At 45.6% G+C, this 25,147-nt stretch carries 26 protein-coding genes and 1 pseudogene; 18 read left to right on the forward strand and 9 right to left on the reverse strand.

The features are described from left to right. Position 1 precedes the first annotated feature (1 nt). The 3 genes from pdhB (at position 2) to lpdA (ending at position 3,848) form a co-directional block, all read left to right on the forward strand. Entirely contained in the window at positions 2–979 is a 978-nt protein-coding gene (pdhB, locus tag QRX25_RS07095; RefSeq protein ID WP_013352120.1) for a pyruvate dehydrogenase complex E1 component subunit beta, read from the forward strand. 123 nt (positions 980–1,102) lie between these two features. Further along, positions 1,103–2,431, forward strand: a complete 1,329-nt coding sequence (gene pdhC / locus QRX25_RS07100) for a pyruvate dehydrogenase complex dihydrolipoyllysine-residue acetyltransferase (protein ID WP_065981369.1) — start codon at positions 1,103–1,105, stop codon at positions 2,429–2,431. Between the two features lie 4 nt (positions 2,432–2,435). Further along, entirely contained in the window at positions 2,436–3,848 is a 1,413-nt protein-coding gene (gene lpdA, locus QRX25_RS07105; protein WP_065521367.1) for a dihydrolipoyl dehydrogenase, read from the forward strand. 48 nt (positions 3,849–3,896) lie between these two features. On the opposite strand, the gene QRX25_RS07110 is transcribed toward lpdA, so the two are convergent. Continuing rightward, the gene (locus tag QRX25_RS07110; RefSeq protein WP_014470449.1) at positions 3,897–4,271 is read right to left on the reverse strand and encodes a hypothetical protein; all 375 of its coding nucleotides are present in this window, start codon (positions 4,269–4,271) and stop codon (positions 3,897–3,899) included. 246 nt (positions 4,272–4,517) lie between these two features. On the opposite strand from QRX25_RS07110, the gene QRX25_RS07115 reads away from it, so the two are divergent. Further along, on the forward strand, positions 4,518–5,321 hold the full coding sequence (locus tag QRX25_RS07115) for a polysaccharide deacetylase family protein (RefSeq protein WP_115997199.1): 804 nt from the start codon (positions 4,518–4,520) through the stop codon (positions 5,319–5,321). 113 nt (positions 5,322–5,434) lie between these two features. Next, the gene (locus QRX25_RS07120; protein ID WP_003154518.1) at positions 5,435–5,554 is read left to right on the forward strand and encodes a GapA-binding peptide SR1P; all 120 of its coding nucleotides are present in this window, start codon (positions 5,435–5,437) and stop codon (positions 5,552–5,554) included. Positions 5,555–5,602: 48 nt separating this feature from the next. On the opposite strand, the gene QRX25_RS07125 is transcribed toward QRX25_RS07120, so the two are convergent. Beyond that, entirely contained in the window at positions 5,603–7,075 is a 1,473-nt protein-coding gene (locus QRX25_RS07125; RefSeq protein ID WP_212101231.1) for an aminotransferase class I/II-fold pyridoxal phosphate-dependent enzyme, read from the reverse strand. A gap of 178 nt (positions 7,076–7,253) precedes the next feature. Here QRX25_RS07125 and QRX25_RS07130 point away from each other — a divergent pair, with 178 nt between their 5' ends. Next, positions 7,254–7,520, forward strand: coding sequence for a UPF0223 family protein (locus QRX25_RS07130; RefSeq protein ID WP_013352126.1), 267 nt, complete (start codon positions 7,254–7,256; stop codon positions 7,518–7,520). 34 nt (positions 7,521–7,554) lie between these two features. On the opposite strand, the gene QRX25_RS07135 is transcribed toward QRX25_RS07130, so the two are convergent. Then, positions 7,555–8,187 carry a DUF1054 domain-containing protein gene (locus QRX25_RS07135; protein ID WP_115997201.1) on the reverse strand — a complete coding sequence of 211 codons (633 nt, stop codon included), beginning with the start codon at positions 8,185–8,187 and terminating at the stop codon, positions 7,555–7,557. Between the two features lie 243 nt (positions 8,188–8,430). On the opposite strand from QRX25_RS07135, the gene QRX25_RS07140 reads away from it, so the two are divergent. The 3 genes from QRX25_RS07140 (at position 8,431) to QRX25_RS07150 (ending at position 9,988) form a co-directional block, all read left to right on the forward strand. After that, a complete protein-coding gene (locus QRX25_RS07140; protein ID WP_003154513.1) occupies positions 8,431–8,619 on the forward strand; it encodes a YkzI domain-containing protein in 189 nt (62 codons plus the stop codon). 132 nt (positions 8,620–8,751) lie between these two features. Continuing rightward, entirely contained in the window at positions 8,752–9,549 is a 798-nt protein-coding gene (suhB, locus tag QRX25_RS07145; protein WP_065981371.1) for an inositol-1-monophosphatase, read from the forward strand. After that, positions 9,536–9,988, forward strand: a complete 453-nt coding sequence (locus QRX25_RS07150) for a GNAT family N-acetyltransferase (protein ID WP_115997202.1) — start codon at positions 9,536–9,538, stop codon at positions 9,986–9,988. Before suhB ends, QRX25_RS07150 begins: the two co-directional genes overlap by 14 nt. A gap of 50 nt (positions 9,989–10,038) precedes the next feature. On the opposite strand, the gene QRX25_RS07155 is transcribed toward QRX25_RS07150, so the two are convergent. Beyond that, positions 10,039–11,604 (reverse strand): M4 family metallopeptidase, encoded by a 1,566-nt coding sequence (locus QRX25_RS07155; protein WP_065981373.1) that lies wholly within the window; start codon positions 11,602–11,604, stop codon positions 10,039–10,041. Between the two features lie 360 nt (positions 11,605–11,964). Here QRX25_RS07155 and QRX25_RS07160 point away from each other — a divergent pair. Then, a pseudogene (locus tag QRX25_RS07160) lies at positions 11,965–12,105 on the forward strand (RNA polymerase sigma factor); the annotation flags it as partial. Then, entirely contained in the window at positions 12,102–12,395 is a 294-nt protein-coding gene (locus QRX25_RS07165; RefSeq protein WP_065521358.1) for an anti-sigma factor family protein, read from the forward strand. The pseudogene QRX25_RS07160 and the gene QRX25_RS07165, both read left to right, overlap by 4 nt. A 36-nt stretch (positions 12,396–12,431) precedes the next feature. Here QRX25_RS07165 and QRX25_RS07170 read toward each other — a convergent pair whose 3' ends face one another. Together QRX25_RS07170 and QRX25_RS07175 are read right to left on the reverse strand one after the other, a co-directional pair. Then, positions 12,432–13,049 carry a hypothetical protein gene (locus tag QRX25_RS07170; protein ID WP_065981374.1) on the reverse strand — a complete coding sequence of 206 codons (618 nt, stop codon included), beginning with the start codon at positions 13,047–13,049 and terminating at the stop codon, positions 12,432–12,434. A gap of 310 nt (positions 13,050–13,359) precedes the next feature. After that, on the reverse strand, positions 13,360–13,548 hold the full coding sequence (locus tag QRX25_RS07175) for a YlaF family protein (protein ID WP_003154504.1): 189 nt from the start codon (positions 13,546–13,548) through the stop codon (positions 13,360–13,362). 111 nt (positions 13,549–13,659) lie between these two features. Here QRX25_RS07175 and typA point away from each other — a divergent pair, with 111 nt between their 5' ends. Together typA and QRX25_RS07185 are read left to right on the forward strand one after the other, a co-directional pair. Then, positions 13,660–15,498: a translational GTPase TypA gene (gene typA, locus QRX25_RS07180; RefSeq protein ID WP_115997203.1), complete on the forward strand. Its 1,839-nt coding sequence runs from the start codon at positions 13,660–13,662 to the stop codon at positions 15,496–15,498. 56 nt (positions 15,499–15,554) lie between these two features. After that, entirely contained in the window at positions 15,555–15,875 is a 321-nt protein-coding gene (locus QRX25_RS07185; protein WP_065521357.1) for a YlaH-like family protein, read from the forward strand. A gap of 25 nt (positions 15,876–15,900) precedes the next feature. On the opposite strand, the gene QRX25_RS07190 is transcribed toward QRX25_RS07185, so the two are convergent. Next, complete coding sequence (locus tag QRX25_RS07190; RefSeq protein ID WP_013352135.1) at positions 15,901–16,110, reverse strand: YlaI family protein; 210 nt, start codon at positions 16,108–16,110, stop codon at positions 15,901–15,903. Between the two features lie 101 nt (positions 16,111–16,211). Further along, positions 16,212–16,835: a YhcN/YlaJ family sporulation lipoprotein gene (locus QRX25_RS07195; RefSeq protein WP_065981376.1), complete on the reverse strand. Its 624-nt coding sequence runs from the start codon at positions 16,833–16,835 to the stop codon at positions 16,212–16,214. Between the two features lie 145 nt (positions 16,836–16,980). Here QRX25_RS07195 and QRX25_RS07200 point away from each other — a divergent pair, with 145 nt between their 5' ends. Beyond that, on the forward strand, positions 16,981–18,309 hold the full coding sequence (locus tag QRX25_RS07200) for a PhoH family protein (protein ID WP_065981377.1): 1,329 nt from the start codon (positions 16,981–16,983) through the stop codon (positions 18,307–18,309). Here the strand turns inward: QRX25_RS07200 and QRX25_RS07205 are convergent. After that, on the reverse strand, positions 18,304–18,780 hold the full coding sequence (locus QRX25_RS07205; RefSeq protein ID WP_013352138.1) for a hypothetical protein: 477 nt from the start codon (positions 18,778–18,780) through the stop codon (positions 18,304–18,306). The genes QRX25_RS07200 and QRX25_RS07205 overlap by 6 nt on opposite strands. Before the next feature lie 102 nt (positions 18,781–18,882). Here QRX25_RS07205 and glsA point away from each other — a divergent pair, with 102 nt between their 5' ends. The 4 genes from glsA to pyc all read left to right on the forward strand — a co-directional run bounded on the left by glsA (position 18,883) and on the right by pyc (position 25,139). Continuing rightward, positions 18,883–19,812 carry a glutaminase A gene (glsA, locus tag QRX25_RS07210; RefSeq protein WP_065981378.1) on the forward strand — a complete coding sequence of 310 codons (930 nt, stop codon included), beginning with the start codon at positions 18,883–18,885 and terminating at the stop codon, positions 19,810–19,812. Between the two features lie 107 nt (positions 19,813–19,919). Beyond that, entirely contained in the window at positions 19,920–20,201 is a 282-nt protein-coding gene (locus tag QRX25_RS07215) for an Fpa/YlaN family protein (protein WP_003154494.1), read from the forward strand. A gap of 204 nt (positions 20,202–20,405) precedes the next feature. Next, a complete protein-coding gene (locus QRX25_RS07220; protein WP_065981379.1) occupies positions 20,406–21,617 on the forward strand; it encodes an FtsW/RodA/SpoVE family cell cycle protein in 1,212 nt (403 codons plus the stop codon). A 75-nt stretch (positions 21,618–21,692) separates the two neighbouring features. Then, a complete protein-coding gene (gene pyc, locus QRX25_RS07225; RefSeq protein ID WP_212101234.1) occupies positions 21,693–25,139 on the forward strand; it encodes a pyruvate carboxylase in 3,447 nt (1,148 codons plus the stop codon). Positions 25,140–25,147 lie beyond the last annotated feature (8 nt).

A 25,147-nucleotide genomic window follows, 5' to 3' on the forward strand; every position in this document is an offset into this window, starting at 1 on the left:
CATGGCGCAAATGACAATGATTCAAGCAATCACGGATGCGTTACGCACAGAACTGAAAAATGACGAAAATGTCTTAGTTTTCGGAGAAGACGTTGGTGTGAACGGCGGCGTATTCCGTGCGACAGAAGGATTGCAAAAAGAATTCGGTGAAGACCGTGTGTTTGACACACCGCTTGCTGAATCTGGTATCGGCGGTCTTGCCCTTGGTTTAGGCTTAAACGGTTTCCGTCCGGTAATGGAAATCCAATTCTTCGGATTTGTTTATGAAGTAATGGATTCAGTTTCCGGTCAAATGGCCCGTATGCGCTACCGTTCTGGCGGACGCTGGACTTCACCTGTAACAATCCGCTCTCCATTCGGCGGCGGTGTTCACACTCCTGAACTTCACGCTGACAGCTTAGAAGGCCTTGTAGCTCAGCAGCCGGGTATTAAAGTCGTTATTCCGTCTACTCCGTATGACGCAAAAGGACTTTTAATTTCTGCAATTCGTGACAACGACCCTGTCGTTTTCTTAGAGCATATGAAACTTTACCGTTCTTTCCGTCAGGAAGTTCCTGAGGAAGAATACACAATCGAGCTTGGCAAAGCTGATGTGAAACGTGAAGGTACTGACCTTTCTATCATCACATACGGAGCGATGGTTCATGAGTCGCTTAAAGCTGCCGAAGAGCTTGAAAAAGAAGGCGTTTCTGCTGAAGTTATCGACCTTCGCACTGTAAGCCCGCTTGATATCGACACAATTATTGCTTCTGTTGAAAAAACAGGCCGCGCAATTGTCGTGCAAGAGGCTCAAAAACAAGCAGGTGTCGGGGCCAACGTTGTTGCTGAAATCAACGACCGCGCGATCCTGAGCCTGGAAGCTCCGGTACTGCGTGTCGCAGCGCCTGATACAGTATTTCCTTTCTCGCAAGCTGAGAGCGTATGGCTTCCAAACCACAAAGACGTTCTTGAAACTGCGAAAAAAGTTCTTGAATTTTAATCAGGCATCATAACAGGAGGAAAAGACACGTTCTTTTCCTCTATTAAAAAACCTGTTTTTAGAGGTTCAATGCTTGCGTATGCATAACTAAAATTTGCTTAATCAACTAGGAGGTCGAAAACTGTGGCATTTGAATTTAAACTTCCGGATATCGGGGAAGGTATCCACGAAGGCGAAATCGTAAAATGGTTTGTTAAGCCAAACGACGAGGTAGAAGAAGACGATGTACTGGCTGAAGTGCAAAATGATAAAGCAGTGGTAGAAATTCCTTCACCTGTTAAAGGAAAAGTATTAGAATTAAAAGTTGAAGAGGGAACGGTTGCAACTGTTGGACAAACGATTATTACGTTTGACGCACCTGGTTACGAAGATCTTCAATTTAAAGGAAGCGACGAATCCGGCGACGCGAAAACTGAAGCGCAAGTTCAGTCTTCAGCTGAAGCAGGACAGGACGTAGCGAAAGAAGAACGCGCAGCAGAGCCTGCAAAAGAAACCGGCGCAGGACAGCAGGACCAAGCGGAAGCTGATCCGAACAAACGCGTGATCGCTATGCCTTCCGTACGCAAATATGCCCGTGAAAAAGGCGTTGATATCCGCAAAGTAACAGGTTCAGGAAATAACGGACGTGTTGTAAAAGAAGATATCGACAGCTTTGTAAACGGAGGAGCGGCTCAAGAAGCGGCACCGCAAGAAACAGCGGCACCTCAGGAAACAGCTAAACCTGCAGCAGCTCAAGCTCCTGAAGGCGAATTCCCTGAAACACGCGAAAAAATGAGCGGTATCCGTAAAGCGATTGCTAAAGCAATGGTGAACTCTAAGCATACTGCACCGCACGTAACTCTTATGGATGAAGTTGACGTAACAAATCTTGTTGCTCACCGCAAACAGTTCAAACAAGTTGCTGCTGATCAAGGCATCAAGCTGACTTACCTGCCTTACGTCGTAAAAGCATTAACATCTGCTCTGAAAAAATTCCCTGTTTTAAACACATCTATTGATGATAAAACAGATGAAGTGATCCAAAAACATTACTTCAACATCGGAATTGCAGCGGATACTGAAAAAGGCTTGCTTGTGCCAGTAGTGAAAAATGCCGACCGTAAAGCCGTTTTCGAAATCTCTGATGAAATCAACAGCCTTGCTACAAAAGCGCGTGAAGGCAAGCTTGCACCTGCGGAAATGAAAGGCGCTTCTTGCACAATCACAAATATCGGTTCTGCCGGAGGCCAATGGTTCACACCGGTTATCAACCACCCAGAGGTTGCGATTCTCGGTATCGGCCGCATCGCTGAAAAAGCGATCGTCCGCGACGGTGAAATTGTAGCTGCTCCTGTCTTAGCTCTTTCTCTCAGCTTTGACCACCGTATGATTGACGGAGCAACTGCACAAAATGCGTTAAACCACATCAAGCGTTTACTGAACGATCCACAACTTATTTTAATGGAGGCGTAATGTTATGGTAGTAGGAGATTTCCCTATTGAAACAGATACTCTTGTGATTGGTGCGGGACCTGGCGGCTATGTAGCTGCCATCCGCGCTGCTCAGCTTGGACAAAAAGTAACAGTCGTTGAAAAAGGAACTCTTGGCGGCGTTTGTCTGAACGTCGGCTGTATTCCTTCAAAAGCGCTCATCAATGCAGGCCATCGTTACGAGAATGCAAAACATTCAGATGACATGGGAATCACTGCTGAGAACGTAAAAGTTGACTTTACAAAAGTCCAAGAATGGAAAGCTTCTGTTGTAAATAAGCTTACCGGCGGTGTTGCAGGTCTTTTAAAAGGAAATAAAGTCGACGTTGTAAAAGGCGAAGCTTATTTCGTAGACAGCAACTCTGTCCGCGTAATGGATGAGAACTCTGCGCAAACATACACATTTAAAAATGCGATCATCGCTACCGGTTCTCGCCCTATCGAATTGCCAAACTTCAAATATAGCGAACGCGTTCTGAACTCTACAGGCGCACTGGCGCTTAAAGAAATTCCGAAAAAGCTCGTTGTTATCGGCGGCGGATATATCGGTACTGAGCTTGGAACAGCGTATGCGAACTTCGGAACTGAATTGGTTATTTTAGAAGGCGGAGATGAAATTCTTCCTGGCTTCGAAAAACAAATGAGTTCTCTTGTTACCCGCAGACTGAAGAAAAAAGGCAACGTTGAAATTCATACAAGCGCTATGGCTAAAGGCGTTGAAGAAAGACCTGACGGCGTAACAGTTACATTCGAAGTAAAAGGCGAAGAAAAAACGGTTGATGCTGATTACGTATTAATCACTGTCGGACGCCGTCCGAACACTGATGAGCTCGGCCTTGAGCAAGTCGGTATCGAAATGACTGACCGCGGTGTCATTAAAACAGACAAGCAGTGCCGCACAAACGTACCGAACATTTACGCAATCGGTGACATCATTGACGGACCTCCATTGGCTCACAAAGCGTCTTACGAAGGTAAAATCGCTGCGGAAGCTATTGCAGGAGAGCCTGCTGAAATTGATTACCTCGGTATTCCGGCGGTTGTATTCTCTGAGCCTGAACTGGCTTCTGTCGGTTACACTGAAGCACAGGCGAAAGAAGAAGGCATTGAAGTCGTTGCTGCCAAATTCCCGTTTGCAGCAAACGGACGCGCGCTGTCTCTTAACGAAACTGACGGCTTCATGAAGCTGATCACTCGTAAAGAAGACGGTCTTGTGATCGGTGCGCAAATTGCCGGCGCAAGCGCTTCTGACATGATTTCTGAATTGAGCCTGGCGATCGAAGGCGGAATGACTGCTGAAGATATCGCAATGACAATTCACGCTCACCCGACATTGGGCGAAATCACAATGGAAGCTGCCGAAGTAGCAATCGGAAGCCCGATCCATATCGTAAAATAATCATTGCAAGAAAAGAAACAGCCTCCGCTTTAAAAGCGGGGGCTGTTTTTATTTTGCAAGCACATGCTGCATGGGCTTGATGATATCCTCTTTTTTCTTTACGGCGCCTTCAATCTTCATGACGACATGCCGGTGATTGATCACCATTAAAGCCGGGAACGTGTTGATTTCTTCTTCCCAGCCCTTTCTGTTGTCATAAACCTTCATTTGATCGACATGATGGGGATATTTCTTTTCTAAATCAAGAATCGCATCGTAGTAAGGCACTTCTTTATCTATATGATTTTCATCGGAAAAAAACAAGATTTGAGTGTGATGTATGCTGTCGATCCGGTTATTTTTGAATGGACTGACAGTAGAAACCGAACAGCTTGACAGAACGAACAGCATCAAAAAAAAGGGAATCACCGTACGGTAGCGCATCTATCTTTCTCCTCTGTTTTATATAATATATTGGATCATCCATTAATAAGGACTATATTAAGTGTATCATGAGAGGTAAAAAACCTAAGGCTTGTTACTTAATTGTTATATAATTGAAACCGTTTTTAATGAAGAAATAATACGTGTGACAACTTCGGCCGCCGATGTGTAACAAAGGCACATTGTTTTTCGTGAGAACGCTGTTTTTTCGTTATACTGTGGGCAAAACCATCAGGAGGGATTGCAATGTATAAAGCCGCTGCAGCTGTCATGTGTATGTGCTTCCTCGTCGGCTGCCAATCAAATGAAAAGACGCAAACAAACAATCGGCCCCATTCTCAAGCCGCGGTCGATCATGCCAAACAGGAAAACGATCATACAACAGAGGAGAAGCAGCAAAAACAGAAGGCAGAGCCCCGTTACTATATCAACCCGAAAACCTTTGCCGTGGAAAAACTGGATGACCAAAAAGACAAAAAACCGATCGCATTGTTAACGATAGATGATGCCCCTGATCAGCATGCCGCTGAGATTGCGGACAAACTGCATGATCTCCATGCGTCAGCGATCTTCTTTGTAAACGGTCAATTTTTGAAAAAAGATGAAAACAAGAAAGCGCTTCAGCATATTCATGAGTTAGGATTTATGATCGGAAATCATACAATGACTCATCAAGATTTGAAAGACCTTTCTGAACAAAAACAACGGGAAGAAATCATCGGTGTTAATAAAGCGGTTGAGAAGGTAATCGGGGAAAAACCGGCATTTTTTAGGGCGCCTTTCGGAAGCAATACGGACTACAGTGACAAACTCATACAAAAAGAAGGTATGGTGAAAATGAACTGGACCTTCGGATATGATTGGGAGCAGAAATATCAATCCAAAAAAGCGCTTACCGATATAACACTGAGCAGCCCTTATCTGAAGGACGGAGCCAACATATTAATGCATGACCGAAAATGGACGGCTGAAGCCATACCTGACATTGTAAAAGGATTGCGTAATAAAGGATATACCGTGATTGATCCTCGGGAAATAAAAAGACCTTAAAAAATAAATGTGTTATACAATTTATTGGTTGACATATTAAATGTGACATAATAATATAATAACAACAAGTGAAAATTAAGCGTTTTCAAATTCTGAGAAATGGGGAATGAGAGATGGGTACGATTGTTTGCCAAGACTGTAACGAAGCGATTCATTACTTCGAGGATGAGAAGGTAACGACGTTATACGGAACATGCTGCGGACAATGCCAGTGTCATCTTGAAGAAGAGTAAAACGGCGTAAAAAGGCCCGAAACGATTTGGTTTCGGGCTTCTTTATGTTTATTGGATGGCTTTTTGCTCTTTGATGACTCTGATCATGTTAAGCGTTGCGTCTTCCGGACCCTGCACGGGAAGGCCGGCGTCCAGGTTTTTGAAAATGTAGCTGATGTTTTCTTCCGTAATGATTTCGCCCGGAATAAAGATCGGAATTCCCGGCGGGTACACCATAACAAACTCGGCAATGATCCGTCCCGCAGATTCTTTTAACGGGATGACTTCCGTATTTGCGTAAAACGCGTCTCTTGGCGTCATCGCTAACAGAGGAATTTCAGGAAGCAGAACTTCCGTCTGCCGGTGAGCGTACTCATTGGCGGCAGCCTGCTTTGAAATGTCTGTAAGCGCTCTTACAAGACGGTCGGCATCTCCGGCTCTGTCTCCGGGCGTGAAAATACATAAGATGTTATACAAATCAGACAGCTCGACTTCGATATTATATGATTCGCGAAGCCATTTTTCAACGTCATGACCCGTCAGGCCGAGGTTTTTGACCGAAATGATTAATTTAGTGGGATCATAACTGAAGGCAGCTTTAGACCCTGTGATTTCTTCGCCGACACAGCGGATGCCTTCAATTTGATTGAGACGTTCCCGTGTCTGATTCGCCAGCAGGATCGTATCTTCAAGAAGGCCGCGGCCTTCTGTAGCGAGCCGTTTTCTTGCGACATCAAGTGAAGCGAGAAGCAGATAGGATGTTGACGTTGTCGTCAGCATGCTTAGAATCGACTGCACTCTTTCTTTGGATACAAGGCCTTCTCTCACATTTAAAATGGAGCTCTGGGTCAGAGAGCCTCCCAATTTGTGAACGCTAGTGGCTGCCATATCTGCGCCCGCCTGCATGGCGGACAGAGGAAGCTTATCATGAAAATGAATATGCACGCCGTGCGCTTCATCGACAAGAACAGGCACATTGAAAGAATGCGCGAGCTTGACAATGCTGCTCAGGTCAGCTGCCACACCGAAATACGTCGGGTTTATGACAAGAAGCCCTTTTGCGTCAGGATGCTCAGTCAAAGCCCGCTCGGCAGATTCAAGCGTGATGCCGTGAGAAATTCCGAGTTCATCGTCAATTTCCGGATGTATAAAAATCGGCACCGCTCCGGAAAATACAATGGCCGTCATAATGGATTTATGGACGTTTCTCGGAATGATGATTTTATCTCCAGGTCCGCATACGGCCATTACCATCGTCATTATGGCGCCGCTCGTCCCTTGAACGGAAAAGAAGGTGTGGTCTGCGCCGAATGCTTCAGCGGCCAGTTCCTGTGCTTCTTTAATGATGCCCTTTGGCGCATGTAAATCATCCAGAGGTTCAATATTAATTAAATCTATGCTTAACGCGTTTTCTCCGATAAATTGTCTGAATTCCGGATCCATTCCCGCGCCTTTTTTATGGCCCGGAATGTGGAACTGGACAGGCTGTCTGTCCGCGTGCTTTTTCAGTCCGCTGTACAGGGGTGTTTCATGTTGCGGCAATTGTTTTCCCACCTTTATCATAATACCTACGGATTAGTTTGTATTACATTCAGTTTATTACCCGTTTTTTAAACGTAAAACAAATGAATTATATTATGAACTTGAAAGAATGTAAAGAACAATTTATGATCTATGGAAGATGCTTATTTTGAGCAGGAATATAAAGGAGTGAAGACGTATGGAATATCAATATCCGATGAATGAGGACTGGACGACAGAGGAGGCCGTGGATGTCATTGCTTTTTTTCAGCAGGTGGAAAACGCCTACGAAAAAGGAGCTGACCGAGACAGACTTCTGAATGCGTACCGCCGCTTTAAAGAAATCGTTCCCGGAAAAGCGGAAGAAAAGAAAATCTGCAGCCGATTTGAAGCTGACAGCACCTATTCTCCGTACCGGACTGTGAAACAGGCGAAACAATCAGATCAAGCGGTTATTAAAATGTAAACAAAGCGAGCCGTCAATCGGCCCGCTTTTTATGTTATGAGACTTTCTGAGTCAGCGTGTATAAAAAGGAAAGCTTCCTAAAAGCATCTTCAATGGTTTGCAGGAATTCATTGTTGTTCATGTTGATCACGTCTTCTTTTTGAAGCTGGATGCCGCACAAAAGCTCTGCTTTTTTTACTGTCTGCAGGCGTTCAAACAATGTTTTCAGCTGTTCCTGATCCATGTCGGACTGCTTGTACGCACCGGGCTTCGTATGATCCGGCGACCATACAAAATGAGCGGGAATCTGTTTTGTGATTTCCTCCTGCTTTGCCTCCAGCAATCTGCCGTACTCCTCTTTTATCGGAGATTCATAAATGATGGCAAACCATACAAACATATGGGTGTCCCATAATCCGATCTGAAAGTGGGGGAGTTTCTTATAGCCGCGTTTGCTGTTGGCAAAGGCAACCCAGCTGTCAGCCGGCGGGTTGACAGATCTTCTTGCGTGCTTGGCGACATGCGGGAACATTTCATCTCCGGTCAATGCCGACAATGTCGGTGCGAAATGCTCTCCTAACAAGGTCAGCTTCGGCCGGACTTGTTCTTTTAATACCTCCATGCGCGGATCTAAACCTTCTATTGTAAATGTGTCAAAGTCTTCTTTTGTAAAACGCATCTGAGTCATCTTTTTCCTCCTTATCGTAAGTATTCATATTTTACCACAGCCGCCGCCGGCCGCAAAAACATTGAGAACGTTTCAGCAGAGAGAATCGGTGGTAAAAAACGAATAGGTAAACACACAATTTTAAGAATGTTGTTACAGCCGAATATAAGTTTCCATACGATATAAGAAGTATCATAAATGAATTGGAAAATTGGAAAATGGGATGCTTTTTTAACAAATGATCTCTGGAAGGGGCGAAAGACAATGAGGCAAGTGGTGAAGGAAGGATTCAGGGAGGAAAAAAATAACCGTGTAGCTGTCTGGAGACTAGAGGTTGATTATGAATTGGCAACCCTGTATGAGGCCATGCAAAAAGAGAATGAAGATCAAATCGATCTCAGCAAAAGAAAACTGGAACGTCTCAGAAAAGAATGGATTCGTCTTAACGGATAAAGAATAGTAAAAACGAACCGCAGGAAATGGTTCGTTTTTACGTGAGAAGGCATTTTTTCATTTTCCTTGCTTTTTAATCGTCTTTATCAGTATGCTATAGAGTAAGCTATACATAGAAAAGAGGTACACGGTATGACAAATTGGACGGAAATTGATGAAATCGCAAAACAGTGGGTAAAAGAAGCCGGAGCGAGAATCAGACAATCCATGCAGGAAAGCTTGACGATTGAAACAAAATCAAATCCGAATGATTTAGTCACAAATATTGATAAAGAGACGGAACGCTTTTTCATTGACCGTATACAGGGAACTTTTCCCGGACACCGCATTCTCGGAGAAGAAGGACAGGGGGATAAACTCCGCTCTCTGGACGGAATCGTCTGGATCATTGATCCGATTGACGGAACGATGAATTTTGTCCATCAAAAGAGGCATTTCGCGATCTCCATCGGCATTTTTGAAGACGGAAAAGGCAAAATCGGCTTAATTTATGATGTAATGCAGGACGAACTGTATCACGCATTCAGCGGAAAAGGGGCTTACTTGAATGACACGCCGCTTCCTCCTTTAAAAGAGGCTTCCATTGAAGAAGCGATTATTGCAATCAATGCCACATGGGTAACGGAAAACCGAAGAATTGATCCAAGTATTTTGGCGCCGCTCGTGAAACGGGTGAGAGGAACGCGCTCCTACGGCTCGGCGGCACTTGAGCTGGCCAGTGTTGCGGCCGGACGCATTGACGCATACATCACGATGAGGCTTGCGCCGTGGGATTATGCTGCCGGCTGTGTGCTGCTGAACGAAGTTGGCGGTATTTACACGACCACAGACGGTGAGCCGTTTACGTTTTTAGAAAACCACAGCGTGCTTGCGGGGAATCCGGCGATACATAAAATTATTTTTGACGACTATTTACATGCTGACAGATAGGGAGTTTGAAGAAGAGGATATCGGATTTCTGGAGCAGCTGGCGGCAGCACACCCGGTGTGGAAAGTCGAAGAATTCGGAACAGAAAATGCGGCGGAGTTTATGCTTGCGTACTCCATGTACAATGGAACGTGGCTTGTATGGGAGCTTGACGGCACTCCCGCCGCCGTCAGCTTTCATTTGGAATGGGCGCCTTCAAACGGAAAACCGTGGCTCGGAACTGTGGCCGTCGCTCCGGAGGCAAACGAGAAAGGAATCGGGCGCGCGGTCATTGAAGAGATTGCCGGCCGGCTGAGAGCGGAACATAAAGCGATGTTTACAGCCGTTCCCCTTGCCAGGCAGGAATGGGTGTTGTTTTTAAGCCAGTGCGGCTTTGAACAGCTGAAGCTTGAAAAAGACGATCGGGAAAAGACATATATGATCATGGTGAAGCCATTGTGAAATGTTTTTAGATATAAAAAAGAGACCGGAAATCCGGTCTCTTTTCTTGTTTACAATCCGACTGCATTCCAGGCAGCTTCTACGCTTGCAGCATCTTGAGAGCCGTAAAGGTCCCGCGCAGATTGAATCAAAGCTGCTTTTGCATCTTTAAAGGTTGATGACGGAGTGAGGTATACCGTCAGAGCACGATAGTAAATCTGCTCCGCTTTGTTCACGCCGATTTTTGTAATCGTATTGTAAGCGGCTTTGTTCGGGATTCCGCTGTTTGTATGCACGCCGCCGTAGTCGCCGGCATCAGTGTTCGGAAGGTTTTTGTAATTTTTGAAATTGTCAGGCTGTCCGTATTTTGTCGGATTGGATATGCTGCGGAGAGCCGGCTGGCTGACCGTAATATCTTCACCGATATCCCAGTCCTCAGTATCGTTGAAGTACCCGAATACATCAGAGAAGGATTCGTTTAAAGCGCCCGGCTGATTTTCATAGTTCAGGTTGGCTGTTTCCTGTGTAACGCCATGTGTCATTTCATGAGCGGTTACGTCCATTGAACCGGAAAGAGGTGAGAAGAATGAACCGTCGCCGTCACCGTAAATCATTTGGTCGCCGATCCAGGCCGCGTTATTGTATCTGCTGCCGTAATGAACGGAGGATACGATCTTCCCGCCTTTATTGTCGTAGCTGTTGCGATTAAACTTCTGATAGAAATAATCATACACTTTGCCGAGATTGTAATGCGCATCAACGGCAGCGCGCTGAGAAGAAGTTGTAAACTGGTTTGTGGTGCTGGATACGAGCGTGCCCGGCAGGTTATACTCGCGGTTTTGCAGATCGTACGTAATAATTTGTGTTCCGGTAGGTTTAGAAAGATCGCGCAGCACATATTTGCCGCTTTCAGAAGAAATATTTAATGAGACCGTTTTTCCTTTAAGAGTCGTACCTGTTCCAGTTGTGGCGGCATGCTCCACTTTGTTTTGCTTTTTCAGGATTTTTCCTGTTTCCGCATCAACGGTTACTTCCCAGTTTGCAGGTTCCGGTTCGATGTAGCGGATGGTTACATCATAGGCGAGGCGGTATTTGCCGTCTTTTGTGGCTGCTGCTTTCAGCTCGGCTTTGTTTTTGTTTGCAACGGTTCCGTTAGAAACGGCTTCAGGTGATTTGCCGATAGCTTTATAAGCATGATCCAGCGCCTGATTTGCCGATAATTTTTTGCTGTTTGCCGTTTTGGCGGAAGCATCGTTGTTTAATTCACCGTTAATCGCATAGACGTTGTTGGATTTATCGACGTGAATAATGACTTGAGAGTCTTTCACAGGCACACCGTTTACGACAGGCACATAACGGAAGTGCTTGTAGCCGAGATCATCGGTCGTTTGGTCAATCAGCTTCAATCTTTCAGAAGGATTGCCTTTAAAGACTTTGCCGTTTTGTTTCAAGTATTGCTTGATTGCTTTGTCACTGACAGATGGCAATTCTGATTGCACCAAAGAATGCTTCGGTACAAAATTCGTCAGGTTTTCTTTAAGCTGAGGATTCTCAGCGGCCTGAACACCTGGCAGACTGATGGTTAAACTCATAAAGGAAGCGGCGACAGCAACAGACAATTTCTTACCTAAACCCACAATAAATCCCCCTTTTTGAAAATAATGAAAACTTATATTGTTATAATAAACCAGCAATCTCTCATTCTGCAATATAAAACTAGACTCCGCGGCTGAATTGATAGAATCGTCCCGTGCGGGCTGCCGGCTGGCGGTGTCAGGGGATAAGCCGAGAGACACGTGTTGGATTAGACATGAGTCGAATGACGCGATTTTTTCTAAAAAAAATGACAAATGATGACGGGAAAAATGATAGGGGAAAAATGTTAAGATCTTTAAAACTTTTTTGGATGCCGGTTGTCTAAACGGGTGAGGCCTTAATAAACGTAAAGGATTGTTACAGATGTCAGAGATTTTCAGTCATTTTATTCAGCATTTCGACAGAAATTTCAAGAGCTGTCTTACGAAGAGATTGCTGATATTTTGGATTGGAGTCTTTCGAAGGTAAAGAGCACCCTGTACAGGGCGAGAATGCAGCTGAAACAGCACTTGGCGGAAAAAAGGAAGGACGGACAAATATGACTTGCTGTTTAGTGAGAGATTTACTCCCTTTATATATTGAAGGCGATTGTGAAACAGAAACGGAGCGGTACATTTCCCGCCATCTTGAAGCATGCAGTGAGTGCGGAAGTTTATATCATATGATGAAGGAGCCGCTTGACTTAGGCAGTGCGGAGATGAAGGCGTCCGCCTGTTATGAAGAGGAAGAAAGACGCTTCCGGGAACGGTATTACGGGAGGCTGCTGACAAAAGCCGCCTGCTTGTTTGGCGCTGTATTTCTCATCATGCTGGCCCTTAAATTGCTGATTTAAAAAACGCCCGGCTGAATGACCGGGCGTTTTTTCCATTTACTCAGCCGGATGAAAGGCTGTATAAATGTCTTCAAGCAATTCTTGGGGCAGTGAATTAATGAATCCGGCAAACAGCTCCGCTTCTTTTTTGCCTGCACCCGCTTTTTCTGCAAGTTCCTGATCAAAAGTATACCCGCCGTCTTCTTCAACCAGCGCAGATTGAAGGATATGAAGACTCTGGGAGAAAGTATTGAACAGCTGATCAACGATAATGGCCTCTTTTTCCGTAAAACCAAGCTCTATTGCTTTTTCTTTATTAAATGTATATTCGCCGTCCGTTTTCTCAATACATTGGGAAAGTACGGTTAAAAATTCGGTTGAGCTGTCCCACAGCTTTTGAATGATCTGTGCTTCTTCTTGACCTAATCCCAATTCAACCGCTTTTTCACCGTCAAAATAATAGACTCCGTCTTTTTCGTAAATCGATTGGTTGATGATGTCAAGCAGCTTTGCCGCGTCTTCCGGTGTTTTCTCAGCGGAAGCCTGCAGCACATGCGGTTCATTTGGCTGAATCGTTTTTGCGCCGGCAGAGTCAAGCGGGCTGAATGCAAGCAAGGCGGCTGAAGCGGTTGCAGCGGCAGTTACAGCGGTTTTTTTCAAAAAAGATGTGTTCATTTCGTTCTCTCCTTGTCATGTGTATTTGCTTACAATCACAAGTATAAAAATACAATGTTGGAATTGAAATAGGAGGTATGGTATTTTCTGCATAACGATGCCGGACTATTTCAGAACGCACTTTCTGAGGAACTCTGCTGTTGTAACTAGAAGGTATGCTACCATTTCCGGCTTCCTGACTAGGCGGCGGGGGAGATAAGCCTTACTTCTCAGCCTGTTTTGAGAATGCAAAAAAGCCTGAATCAAGATTCAGGCTTCATAAGGCATTGTGCTTTTTCATGTTTACGGAATTTTGCAAAGGGTCATGCTTTTAATCAAGCAGTCCCTGTTCACGCATTTTTTTCTTTACGGTGAAACCGCTTCCCATCATGGCGATAACGAGAACAATGCTTCCGATGATGCCCCATGCGCTTTTTTCAGCGATTGATACGCCGATCAGCATCATGCTGAAGACTGCTGCGAATGCAAATAATAATAAGAGCCAGTTCAATTTTTTCATATTTCCATCCCCTTTAACGTCATACTTTCAGTTTACAGAAAAACGTGACGCTTTTAAAGAGGATGTGTGGTATAATATGAAAGTTATCTAATTTTTTTAGGAGATGAAAATGTGAAACTTCGAAACGATCTTCGCAATATCGCGATTATTGCCCACGTTGACCATGGGAAAACGACCTTGGTAGACCAATTGCTTCACCAAGCCGGAACATTCCGTGCCAACGAAAATATTGCCGAACGCGCAATGGATTCAAACGATCTTGAACGTGAACGCGGTATTACAATTCTCGCGAAGAATACTGCGATTAACTATAAAGATACACGCATTAATATTTTGGACACTCCGGGACACGCCGACTTCGGCGGAGAGGTAGAACGGATTATGAAAATGGTTGACGGCGTTCTGTTAGTCGTTGACGCATATGAAGGCTGTATGCCGCAAACCCGTTTCGTACTGAAAAAAGCCCTTGAGCAGAACTTAAATCCTGTTGTCGTTGTAAACAAAATCGACCGTGATTTCGCCCGTCCGGAAGAAGTCATCGATGAAGTGCTCGATTTGTTCATCGAGCTTGACGCAAACGAGGAACAGCTTGAGTTCCCTGTCGTGTATGCTTCCGCGATTAACGGAACGGCGAGTCTGGACCCGAAAAAGCAGGACGAAAATATGGAATCACTTTATGAAACGATTCTTGAACATGTCCCTGCGCCGGCTGATAACTCCGAAGAGCCTCTGCAATTCCAGGTGGCGCTTCTTGATTACAATGATTATGTCGGCCGTATCGGTATCGGCCGCGTTTTCCGCGGTACGATGAAAGTCGGCCAGCAGGTTTCATTAATGAAGCTTGACGGAACGGTGAAATCATTCCGCGTAACGAAAATCTTCGGCTTCCAAGGATTGAAACGCGTGGAAATTGAAGAAGCGAGATCGGGAGACCTCGTTGCCGTTTCCGGAATGGAGGACATCAACGTCGGTGAAACGGTTTGTCCGGCTGACCACCATGAGCCGCTGCCGGTTCTGCGCATTGATGAGCCTACGCTTCAAATGACATTTGTCGTAAACAACAGCCCGTTTGCAGGCCGTGAAGGCAAATATGTCACAGCCCGTAAAATTGAAGAGCGTCTGAACGCGCAGCTTCAAACAGACGTCAGTCTGCGTGTCGAACCGACTGCATCGCCTGACGCATGGGTTGTTTCAGGACGCGGTGAGCTTCACCTGTCCATTCTAATTGAAAACATGCGCCGCGAAGGCTATGAGCTTCAAGTGTCTAAACCTGAAGTTATCATTAAGGAAATCGACGGCGTAAGCTGCGAGCCTGTTGAGCGCGTGCAAATTGACGTGCCTGAAGAGCATACCGGTTCTGTTATGGAATCAATGGGTGCGAGAAAAGGCGAAATGCTTGATATGATTAATAACGGAAACGGCCAGGTCCGTCTGATCTTTACCGTACCTTCTCGCGGACTCATCGGTTATTCTACTGAGTTTCTGTCACTGACACGCGGTTTCGGTATCCTGAACCACACGTTTGACAGCTATCAGCCGATGCAAAAAGGCCAAGTCGGAGGCCGCCGTCAGGGTGTACTCGTTTCCATGGAAAACGGAAAAGCAACATCTTACGGAATTCAAGGTATTGAAGACCGCGGCGTCATCTTCGTTGAGCCGGGCACAGAAGTATATGAAGGCATGATTGTCGGCGAACATAACCGTGACAATGACCTTGTCGTCAATGTCAGCAAAATGAAACAGCAGACAAACGTCCGTTCCGCAACGAAGGATCAAACGACTACGATTAAGAAAGCGCGCATTATGTCGCTTGAAGAATCACTCGAGTACTTAAACGAAGATGAATACTGTGAAGTAACACCGGAATCCATCCGTTTAAGAAAGAAAATCCTGAACAAAAACGAACGTGAAAAAGCGGCGAAAAAGAAAAAAACAGCAGGAATGTCTTAATCACTTGCAGAATTTGAAAAGATAGAACCCGAACGGAAAAGGGGAGGGGGATCTTTTTGAATGAAGTAAGTGAACGGCTGTCGTTCTTTGCTGCTCTTTACCAAGTGGATGAGCATCCGCTGACGGGAATGTGGCTGTTATACGGAACGATCGTCGTGCTTTCGGTGATTGTATTTAAACTCGGCTTTGCCAAACGGCTGCCGGTTTTAAAGGCTGCGGCAGTTTATCTCTTTCTCGTGCTCGGCTGCACCGTACTGACTTTTTTCGGTGTGTTTCTGCCGGTCGGAGAAGGTCTGGTTGTCGCTGCCTTGATTTTGATCATTTACAAAATCCGTCTGCACCAGTCCAAAAAAAACCAGTCAGCTAAACCGCAATAAAAAAATGACCTTGCCTTTCGGCGGGTCATTTTTTTATTTTATCTTTTTTCGTTTTTTGCCCTGGGTGAAAGGAGAAGTGTCCGGTATTCAGCCGCGCCTCTGTTTTGACTTTGATTCGGTCATGGCATTCCTGGCACATATATGTATGAATCGGACGATTGCGGAGGCGTTTGGCTGTCAGTGTTTCATCATCAATTTGTTCAATTTTGTCGCAAATGGAACATTTTACTCTCATTGATTTTCACCTCTTTCACTATGACAAGCATTATATCATGGATGACCCGTCTGCCAAAGGGAAAGAAAGCAGCGCCCGCTCCAAAGGAAGGGCGCTGTTTTTTACTGGCGGTTCTTCATATGATGATCTGATTGATCGTTCTGTTCGTTTTGCAGCTTCTTCTGATCTCTTTCGTTCAGCTGGTCATTATTCGATTTAGTCGGTGATTCTTTTTCATTGTCGGTCACATCATTCGGGACTTCCGGCATAACGCGTCCGACGATTGCAGCAAGTTCGTCCAAAATGCCTGAAACGGGCCGGCCGGCCTTAATATCGCCAGCCATGCCCCTCAGGCGGGAAACTGTATCAGGATCAGCCACGACAACGGCATTAGCGCCGTAAGGATCATTTTTTAACGCCTGGGCAACGGTGTATTTAATGCTTTCCACTTTGTTCCTTTCTAAATTGTCATCCACATCGATTCCGACAACGGAGTATCTCCCGAGTACAACCGCGGTGGCATCTGTAATGCCGGGGATTTTTTCGGTTACCTCGACGAGATGTTTTGCGATATCCGTCCGGCCAGGATTTTCAGCTGTCTCAGGAGCTGTATTTTTTACATGAATCGGTTTTGCTTCGCGCTGATCGGTCGATTCGTTCCGGATATTGCGTTCACGGCCGTCCTGTACAGCGGTACAGCCGGTCAGAATAAACAACGCTTGTATGATAATGAAAAGAACTCGCACGTCACATTCCCTCCTTGTATGCTTTCATTTATTTTATTGTTGAATTAACCTTCTAACTTTATTCACCAAATCATATATTTTAGCAGGCATCCCCGTTTTTTACGAAAAGAAGCATACGATGATCCTTATTTCAGGAGGCTGAGACTTGAGTAAAATTTATGTGTTAGATACGAATGTACTTTTGCAGGATCCTAACGCCATTTTTTCCTTTGAAGAAAACGAAGTTGTCATCCCTGCCGTCGTGCTGGAAGAAGTCGATTCAAAAAAGCGGTATATGGACGAGGTCGGGAGAAATGCGAGGCACGTATCTAAGCTGATAGACGGGCTCAGGGAGAAAGGAAGGCTGCACGAAAAGGTTCCCCTGGAAAGCGGAGGAACGCTCAGAATTGAACTGAACCACCGGTCATTTCATCAGCTTCAGGAAATTTTTATCGAAAAAACGAATGATAACCGCATTTTGGCGGTCGCAAAAAATTTAAGCCTTGAGGAGGAAACGAAAGAAAACGGCCGCCTCGTCATTTTGGTCAGCAAGGATGTGCTTGTCAGGGTAAAGGCGGATGCCATCGGACTTTTGGCAGAGGACTTTTTAAACGACAGAGTCGTTGACCATGATGAGATATATAGCGGGTACAAAGATGTATTTATGAATAAAGAGCGGTTTGACTCGTTTTATAAAAACAAACAAATTTCAGTCAAGGAGCTTCAGCAGCACCAGGTTTATCCGAATCAGTTTATGCTGATGAAAGATGAATTAGGAGGATCTTCGTCTGCGGTCGGTATGACAGATAAGAAAGGAGAGAACGTAAAAAGACTCGTCTTTGATGATGAGCACGTATGGGGGATCAGGCCGAAGAACGTCCAGCAGACAATGGCGCTTGAACTTCTGCTGAGGGAAGATATCCCGCTTGTGACCCTGATCGGAAAAGCGGGAACGGGAAAAACCTTGCTTGCTCTCGCTGCGGGGCTTTTACAGACGGAGGACCTCGGTATTTATAAAAAACTGATTGTCGCTCGTCCCATCGTTCCGGTGGGGAAGGATATCGGATATTTGCCGGGCGAAAAAGAGGAAAAGCTCAAGCCGTGGATGCAGCCGATCTTTGATAATCTTGAATTTTTGTTCAATGCGAAAAAGCCGGGTGAACTTGAAGCGATTTTGGCAGGCATCGGATCAATTCAGGTTGAGGCTCTGACATACATTCGGGGACGAAGTATTCCGGATCAGTTTATTATTATTGATGAGGCTCAGAATTTGACGAGGCACGAGGTCAAAACGCTTTTGACACGGGTTGGGGAAGGCAGCAAAATTGTCTTGATGGGCGATCCGGAGCAAATAGATCACCCATATTTAGACAGTTTAAACAATGGACTTGCTTACGTCGTAGAGCGGTTTAAAGGACAAACCGTCTCCGGCAGCGTGAAGCTTGTGAAAGGCGAAAGATCCGGCCTTGCACAGCTTGCGGCCGATTTGTTATAGAACTTCGATTTCTGTGACGCCCGTTATCGGCTTTTTAAAGTTTCCGTCCACGTAAAAATGGACCGGACCGCCGTCTTGAAGAGGCTTCCCCGCATCGCTGAAATGGGCGGTTGCGTCCATCGCCTTTTCAAGCGGCACCTCGGTTCTTTCAGATTCTGAAATAAATACGCACAGGACAGCGCTTTCTTTCGGCTCGGCATTTGCTAAAACAGCGCCGAGCTTCATGGCGAAGCTGCCGTTCATTAATCTTTCTTTTTCATAACGTTTTTCGCTTTTTAAAGTCGGCGGCGAAATGCGCCCTTCTCTGATCACTCGTTCCGGATCAAGCGTATGCTCCTGGGTTTCTGCAGAGACGTCTGAATGAACGGGCTGATTGTTTTCAAACGGAAACTTGCGGTCATCGAAAATCCAGACACTCGGATCAATTGTAATCGGGTATGTAACATTGCCTTTTACTTGAATAACGCTCATGGTGAAGCCCCCCTTTACTTAAAGTATAAAAGTTTTCGCATGAATTGTCACTTTGCGTCGCAAATTAGATGTAAACAACGGCAGCGAAGTGAGGGGATCGAAATGGTATGCCGGCATTATCAGGAGCTGGACGCATTCGTTCAAGAAGCGAAAAAAAAGACCGGAGAAGGCAAAGTGGCAGACTATATTCCGGCCCTGGCTGAATCGGGGCAAGACAGCCTTTCGGTCACGATTTATCATGCGGAAAATACATGTCTGACGGCAGGCGACGCCGACCGGACATTTACGCTGCAGAGCATTTCGAAGGTGCTTTCTCTGGCGCTCGTACTGATGGATTACGGAAAGGAAAAGGTATTCAGCTGCGTGGGGCAGGAGCCGACCGGCGACCCGTTTAATTCTATGATTAAGCTTGAGACAGTGAATCCGGGCAAGCCTTTAAATCCGATGATTAATGCGGGGGCTCTTGTCGTTACGAGTTTAATTAAAGGGCATTCGCCGAAAGAGCGGCTGAATTATCTGCTCGGATTCATCAGAAGACTTGCGAATAATCAGGAAATTACATACTGCAGACATGTCGCAGAATCGGAATTCAGTTCATCCATGATCAATCGGGCTATGTGTTATTACATGAAGCAATATGACATTTTTAAAGGCGACGTTGAAGAGGTTATGGATTTGTATACAAAACAGTGCGCGATTAAGATGAGCAGTCTTGATTTAGCCAAAATCGGCTGTGTATTCGCACTTGACGGCAAGCATCCGGAAACCGGGGAGCAGGTCATTAAAAAAGATGTGGCGAGAATCTGCAAGACGTTTATGGTGACATGCGGCATGTACAATGCGAGCGGTGAATTCGCAATCAAGGTCGGCATTCCAGCCAAAAGCGGCGTTTCGGGAGGCATTATGGGCATTTCGCCATATAATTTCGGAATCGGTATATTTGGCCCGGCGCTTGATGAAAAAGGCAACAGCATCGCGGGTGTGAAGCTTTTGGAAATCATGTCTGAGAAATACAGGCTGAGTATTTTTTGAAACATTTTTTATCATAACATCTGCTTAAATCCTCTTGCAATTTCACCTGATACCCTTTATGATAAATAGAAGAATTAGGTACTCGCCTGGGGAACGGAGGGATACTTTTGGCTTCAGAGATTATAGTTGACCATCAGCAGAAGGCATTCGAGCTGTTGAAGCTGGATGCTGAGAAGATTTTGAAGCTGATCCGAGTACAAATGGATAACTTAACGATGCCTCAATGTCCTCTGTACGAAGAGGTCTTGGATACTCAGATGTTCGGACTGTCGAGGGAAATCGATTTTGCTGTCCGCCTGGGATTAGTTGATGAAAACGACGGAAAAGAACTGCTGGACAGACTTGAAAGAGAACTGTCTGCTTTGCATGACGCGTTTACAGGAAAATAAATGATCAAACTCAAACTATTCAACGGTTTGGGTTTTTTTATAACCGTAAACCGTTTTTTTGCACCTTCTTTTCGTAAGACGGTCTCTTAATCTGCATTTCATCCGAAAAACTATAAAGAAACTGCGTAAATTGTTTATGAATTATAGTAAAATATAATACGCAATAAGTATTAAACGTAAGCTTTAAGCAGGAAAGAGGATGTTATGTTTAAAAGAATGTTAAAATCTTACGATTATTCATTGATATGCGCTATCATACTGCTGTGCAGTTTCGGATTGGTAATGGTATACAGCTCAAGCATGATTACCGCCGTTATGCGGTACGGCGTGAGCAGCGACTATTTTTTTAAACGGCAGCTGTTCGCCGTCATTGCAGGGCTCGTGCTGTTTATCATCGCGGCCGTTTTTCCGTACAAAGTGTTCGCTCATCAAAAGATTCAGAAAATAATACTGCTTGCGTCAGTGGCTGCGCTGTGCGCGCTGTTTGTTTTCGGACATGTTGCCGGAAATGCGCAAAGCTGGTTTAAAATCGGCGGAATGGCCATTCAGCCGGGGGAATTTGTCAAGCTTTCCCTGATTCTGTATCTTGCCGCGGTGTACGCAAAGAAACAAAGCTACATCGATCAGCTTTTGACAGGAGTCGCGCCGCCGGTGATCGTTACCGTTGTCATTTGTGCGCTTATCGCCATTCAGCCTGACTTCGGAACGGCGATGATTATCGGTCTAATCGCGTTTTGCGTCATTATGTGTTCGGGATTCAGCGGAAAGACGCTGCTGAAACTGGTTCTCCTGGCGGGAATCGTATTACTCCTTGTCAGCCCGATCATCTATCTGAAATGGGACGATATTTTGACACCCGGGCGCATGAGCCGGTTTGAAAGCCTTGAAGATCCGTTTAAATACGCCAGCACATCAGGCCTGCAGATTATAAATTCGTATTATGCGATCGGCTCAGGCGGCTTTTTTGGCCTTGGTCTCGGAGAAAGCATTCAAAAATACGGATATCTGCCGGAGTCGCATACAGACTTTATTATGGCGGTTATTTCAGAGGAGCTCGGTATATTCGGCGTCCTGTTCGTCATTGTGCTGCTTGCTTTTATCGTGTTAAAAGGCTTTTATATTGCGAGAAAATGCGAAGATCCGTTCGGGAGCCTCTTGGCAATCGGGATTTCCAGCATGATTGCGATTCAGACTTTCATCAATCTCGGAGGTGTCAGCGGTTTAATTCCGATCACAGGTGTTCCGCTGCCGTTTATCAGCTACGGAGGCTCGTCAATGTTCTTGTTATTAACGAGCGCCGGTATTTTGGTGAATGTGAGTATGCATGTCAAGTACTCGGAAAAGAAGAAAAAGAGGGAACCGATTCCGTCTAAGGGGGTAAAAAGACGGCAGGCGGAAAAAACTGTGTATCTGTAAAAAACAAGTGTATACACAGGGCGGATATTCCTTTATTATAAACTACATATTTATTAGGCCAAGGGGGAGAAAAGTTTGTCACAACAATCCATCCAAAAAGTGTTAGTAGCAAACAGGGGAGAAATTGCGATCCGGATTTTCCGGGCGTGCACAGAATTGAACATCAGAACGGTAGCCGTTTATTCAAAAGAAGATTCAGGTTCCTACCACCGCTATAAAGCGGATGAAGCCTATCTTGTCGGAGAAGGCAAAAAACCGATTGACGCGTATCTTGATATTGAAGGGATTATTGAGATCGCGAAAAGAAACGGCGTTGATGCCATTCATCCGGGCTATGGATTTCTTTCTGAAAATATCCAATTTGCGAGACGCTGTGAAGAAGAGGGCATCGTATTTATCGGACCGACGTCAGCGCATTTGGATATGTTCGGAGATAAGGTCAAGGCCAGAGAGCAGGCGGAAAAAGCCGGCATCCCCGTTATTCCGGGGAGTGACGGGCCTGCCGAAACATTAAAAGATGTCGAACAATTCGCAAAAGTACACGGATTTCCGTTTATTATTAAAGCGTCGCTCGGAGGCGGCGGCCGCGGAATGAGAATCGTCAGAAACGAAAGCGAATTGAAAGATTCGTTTGAGCGTGCCAAATCCGAAGCGAAAGCCGCTTTCGGAAACGACGAAGTGTATGTTGAAAAACTGATCGAAAATCCTAAGCATATTGAAGTTCAGGTGATCGGAGATAAAGAAGGAAATGTCGTCCATCTGTTTGAGCGGGACTGTTCCGTTCAAAGACGACATCAAAAGGTCATTGAGGTGGCGCCGAGCGTGTCCTTACAGCCTGAATTAAGAGACGAGATCTGTGAAGCGGCTGTCGCACTTGCGAAAAATGTCGGCTATATCAACGCTGGAACAGTGGAATTTCTCGTAGCGGACGGTGAATTTTACTTTATTGAAGTGAATCCGCGCGTACAAGTAGAGCATACGATTACGGAAATGATTACGGGGATTGATATCGTTCAGACGCAAATCCTCGTCGCGCAGGGTCACGGTCTGCACAGCCGTGCCGTCAACATCCCTCAGCAGAAAGACATTTTTACAAACGGGTATGCGATACAGTCACGCGTGACCACTGAAGATCCGCTGAATGACTTTATGCCTGACACGGGTAAAATTATGGCTTACCGCTCAGGCGGCGGCTTCGGCGTGCGTCTTGATACGGGGAACAGCTTCCAGGGCGCCGTCATCACGCCTTATTATGATTCACTGCTCGTCAAGCTGTCGACATGGGCGCTGACGTTTGAACAGGCATCCGCAAAAATGGTCCGCAACCTGCAGGAATTCAGAATCAGGGGCATTAAGACCAATATCCCGTTCCTTGAAAACGTAGCAAAGCATGAAAAATTCCTGACGGGACAATATGATACATCGTTTATCGACACAACGCCTGAGCTGTTTGTTTTTCCTAAACAGAAGGACCGCGGAACAAAAATGCTTTCCTATATCGGCAATGTAACGGTGAACGGTTTTCCGGGAATCGGTAAAAAAGAAAAACCTGCGTTTGATAAGCCCCAGACCGTTACGTTAGGTATCGGAGAAAAGCCGGCAAGCGGCACGAAGCAGATTCTTGATGAAAGAGGCGCTGAAGGGCTTGCTGACTGGGTGAAAGAGCAGAAATCCGTACTTCTGACCGATACAACGTTCAGGGATGCCCATCAATCCCTGCTTGCAACCCGGATCAGATCCAATGACTTGAAAAAAATCGCAAACCCTACGGCTGCTCTGTGGCCTGAACTGTTCAGCCTTGAAATGTGGGGTGGCGCGACATTTGATGTAGCGTACCGTTTCTTAAAGGAAGATCCTTGGAAACGCCTTGAAGATCTTCGCAAGGAAGTGCCGAACACATTGTTCCAGATGCTGCTTCGTTCATCAAATGCCGTCGGCTACACAAACTATCCTGACAATGTCATTCAAAAATTTGTCCGGCAGTCAGCAGCATCAGGTATTGACGTATTCCGGATCTTTGACAGCCTGAACTGGGTGAAAGGGATGACGCTGGCCATCGATGCCGTCCGTGAAACCGGAAAAGTGGCGGAGGCTGCGATTTGTTATACGGGAGATATTCTTGATAAGAGCCGGACGAAATATGATCTGAAATACTATCTTTCTATGGCAAAAGAGCTTGAGGCGTCGGGAGCGCATATTCTCGGCATTAAAGACATGGCCGGACTTTTGAAACCTCAAGCCGCATACGAACTTGTCTCAGCGCTGAAGGAAACGATTGATATTCCCGTTCATCTTCACACGCATGATACGAGCGGCAACGGCGTGTTTCTCTATGCCAAAGCCGTTGAAGCGGGTGTGGATATCGTGGATGTCGCCGTCAGCTCAATGGCGGGTCTGACTTCACAGCCGAGTGCAAGCGGATTTTATCATGCGCTTGAAGGAAACAGCCGCCGTCCTGAAATGGATGTCCGGCAAGTTGAAAGACTGTCACAATATTGGGAATCCGTCCGCCAATATTACAGTGAATTTGAAAGCGGGATGAAGTCTCCGCATACTGAGATTTATAATCACGAAATGCCGGGCGGACAGTACAGCAATCTGCAACAGCAGGCAAAAGGAGTCGGCCTCGGTGACCGCTGGAATGAAGTGAAAGACATGTACAGCGTCGTCAACCGCATGTTCGGCGACGTCGTTAAAGTAACGCCTTCTTCCAAAGTCGTCGGAGATATGGCGCTTTACATGGTGCAAAACAATTTAACGGAACAAGATGTTTATGATAAAGGCGAAACGCTTGATTTTCCGGATTCTGTTGTTGAGCTCTTTAAAGGACAGATCGGCCAGCCGCACGGCGGATTTCCGAAAAAACTGCAAAAGCTCGTTTTGAAAGGACAGACTCCGATTACGGTAAGACCGGGTGAGCTGCTTGAACCAGTATCTTTTGAAGGCATCAAAGAAGAATGGAAAGAAACTCATCAGATTGAATTGAGTGATCAGGACGCAATTTCGTATGCTCTTTATCCGAAGGTGTTTACTGAATACGTTAAAACGGCTGAACGCTTCGGTGATATTTCCGTATTGGACACACCGACTTTCTTCTACGGCATGAGACTCGGTGAAGAAATCGAAGTGGAAATCGAGCGCGGAAAAACGCTGATCGTAAAGCTTGTGTCTATCGGTGAACCGCAGCCAGATGCGACACGTGTCGTTTATTTCGAATTGAACGGCCAGCCGCGTGAGGTGGTCATTAAAGATGAAAGCATTAAATCATCCGTACAGGAAAAATTAAAAGCCGATCGGACAAACCCAAGCCACATCGCAGCATCAATGCCGGGAACCGTCATTAAATTGTTAACGCAAACCGGGGCGAAGGTGAACAAAGGGGATCATCTGATGATTAATGAAGCGATGAAAATGGAGACGACGGTGCAGGCTCCGTTCTCCGGGACGATTCAGCAGATTCATGTGAAAAACGGTGAACCGATTCAGACAGGCGATTTACTGATTGAGATTGAAAAAGCATAAAAGAATGA

It is taken from the genome of Bacillus sp. L381 (assembly GCF_030284525.1).
GTDB lineage: Bacteria > Bacillota > Bacilli > Bacillales > Bacillaceae > Bacillus > Bacillus amyloliquefaciens.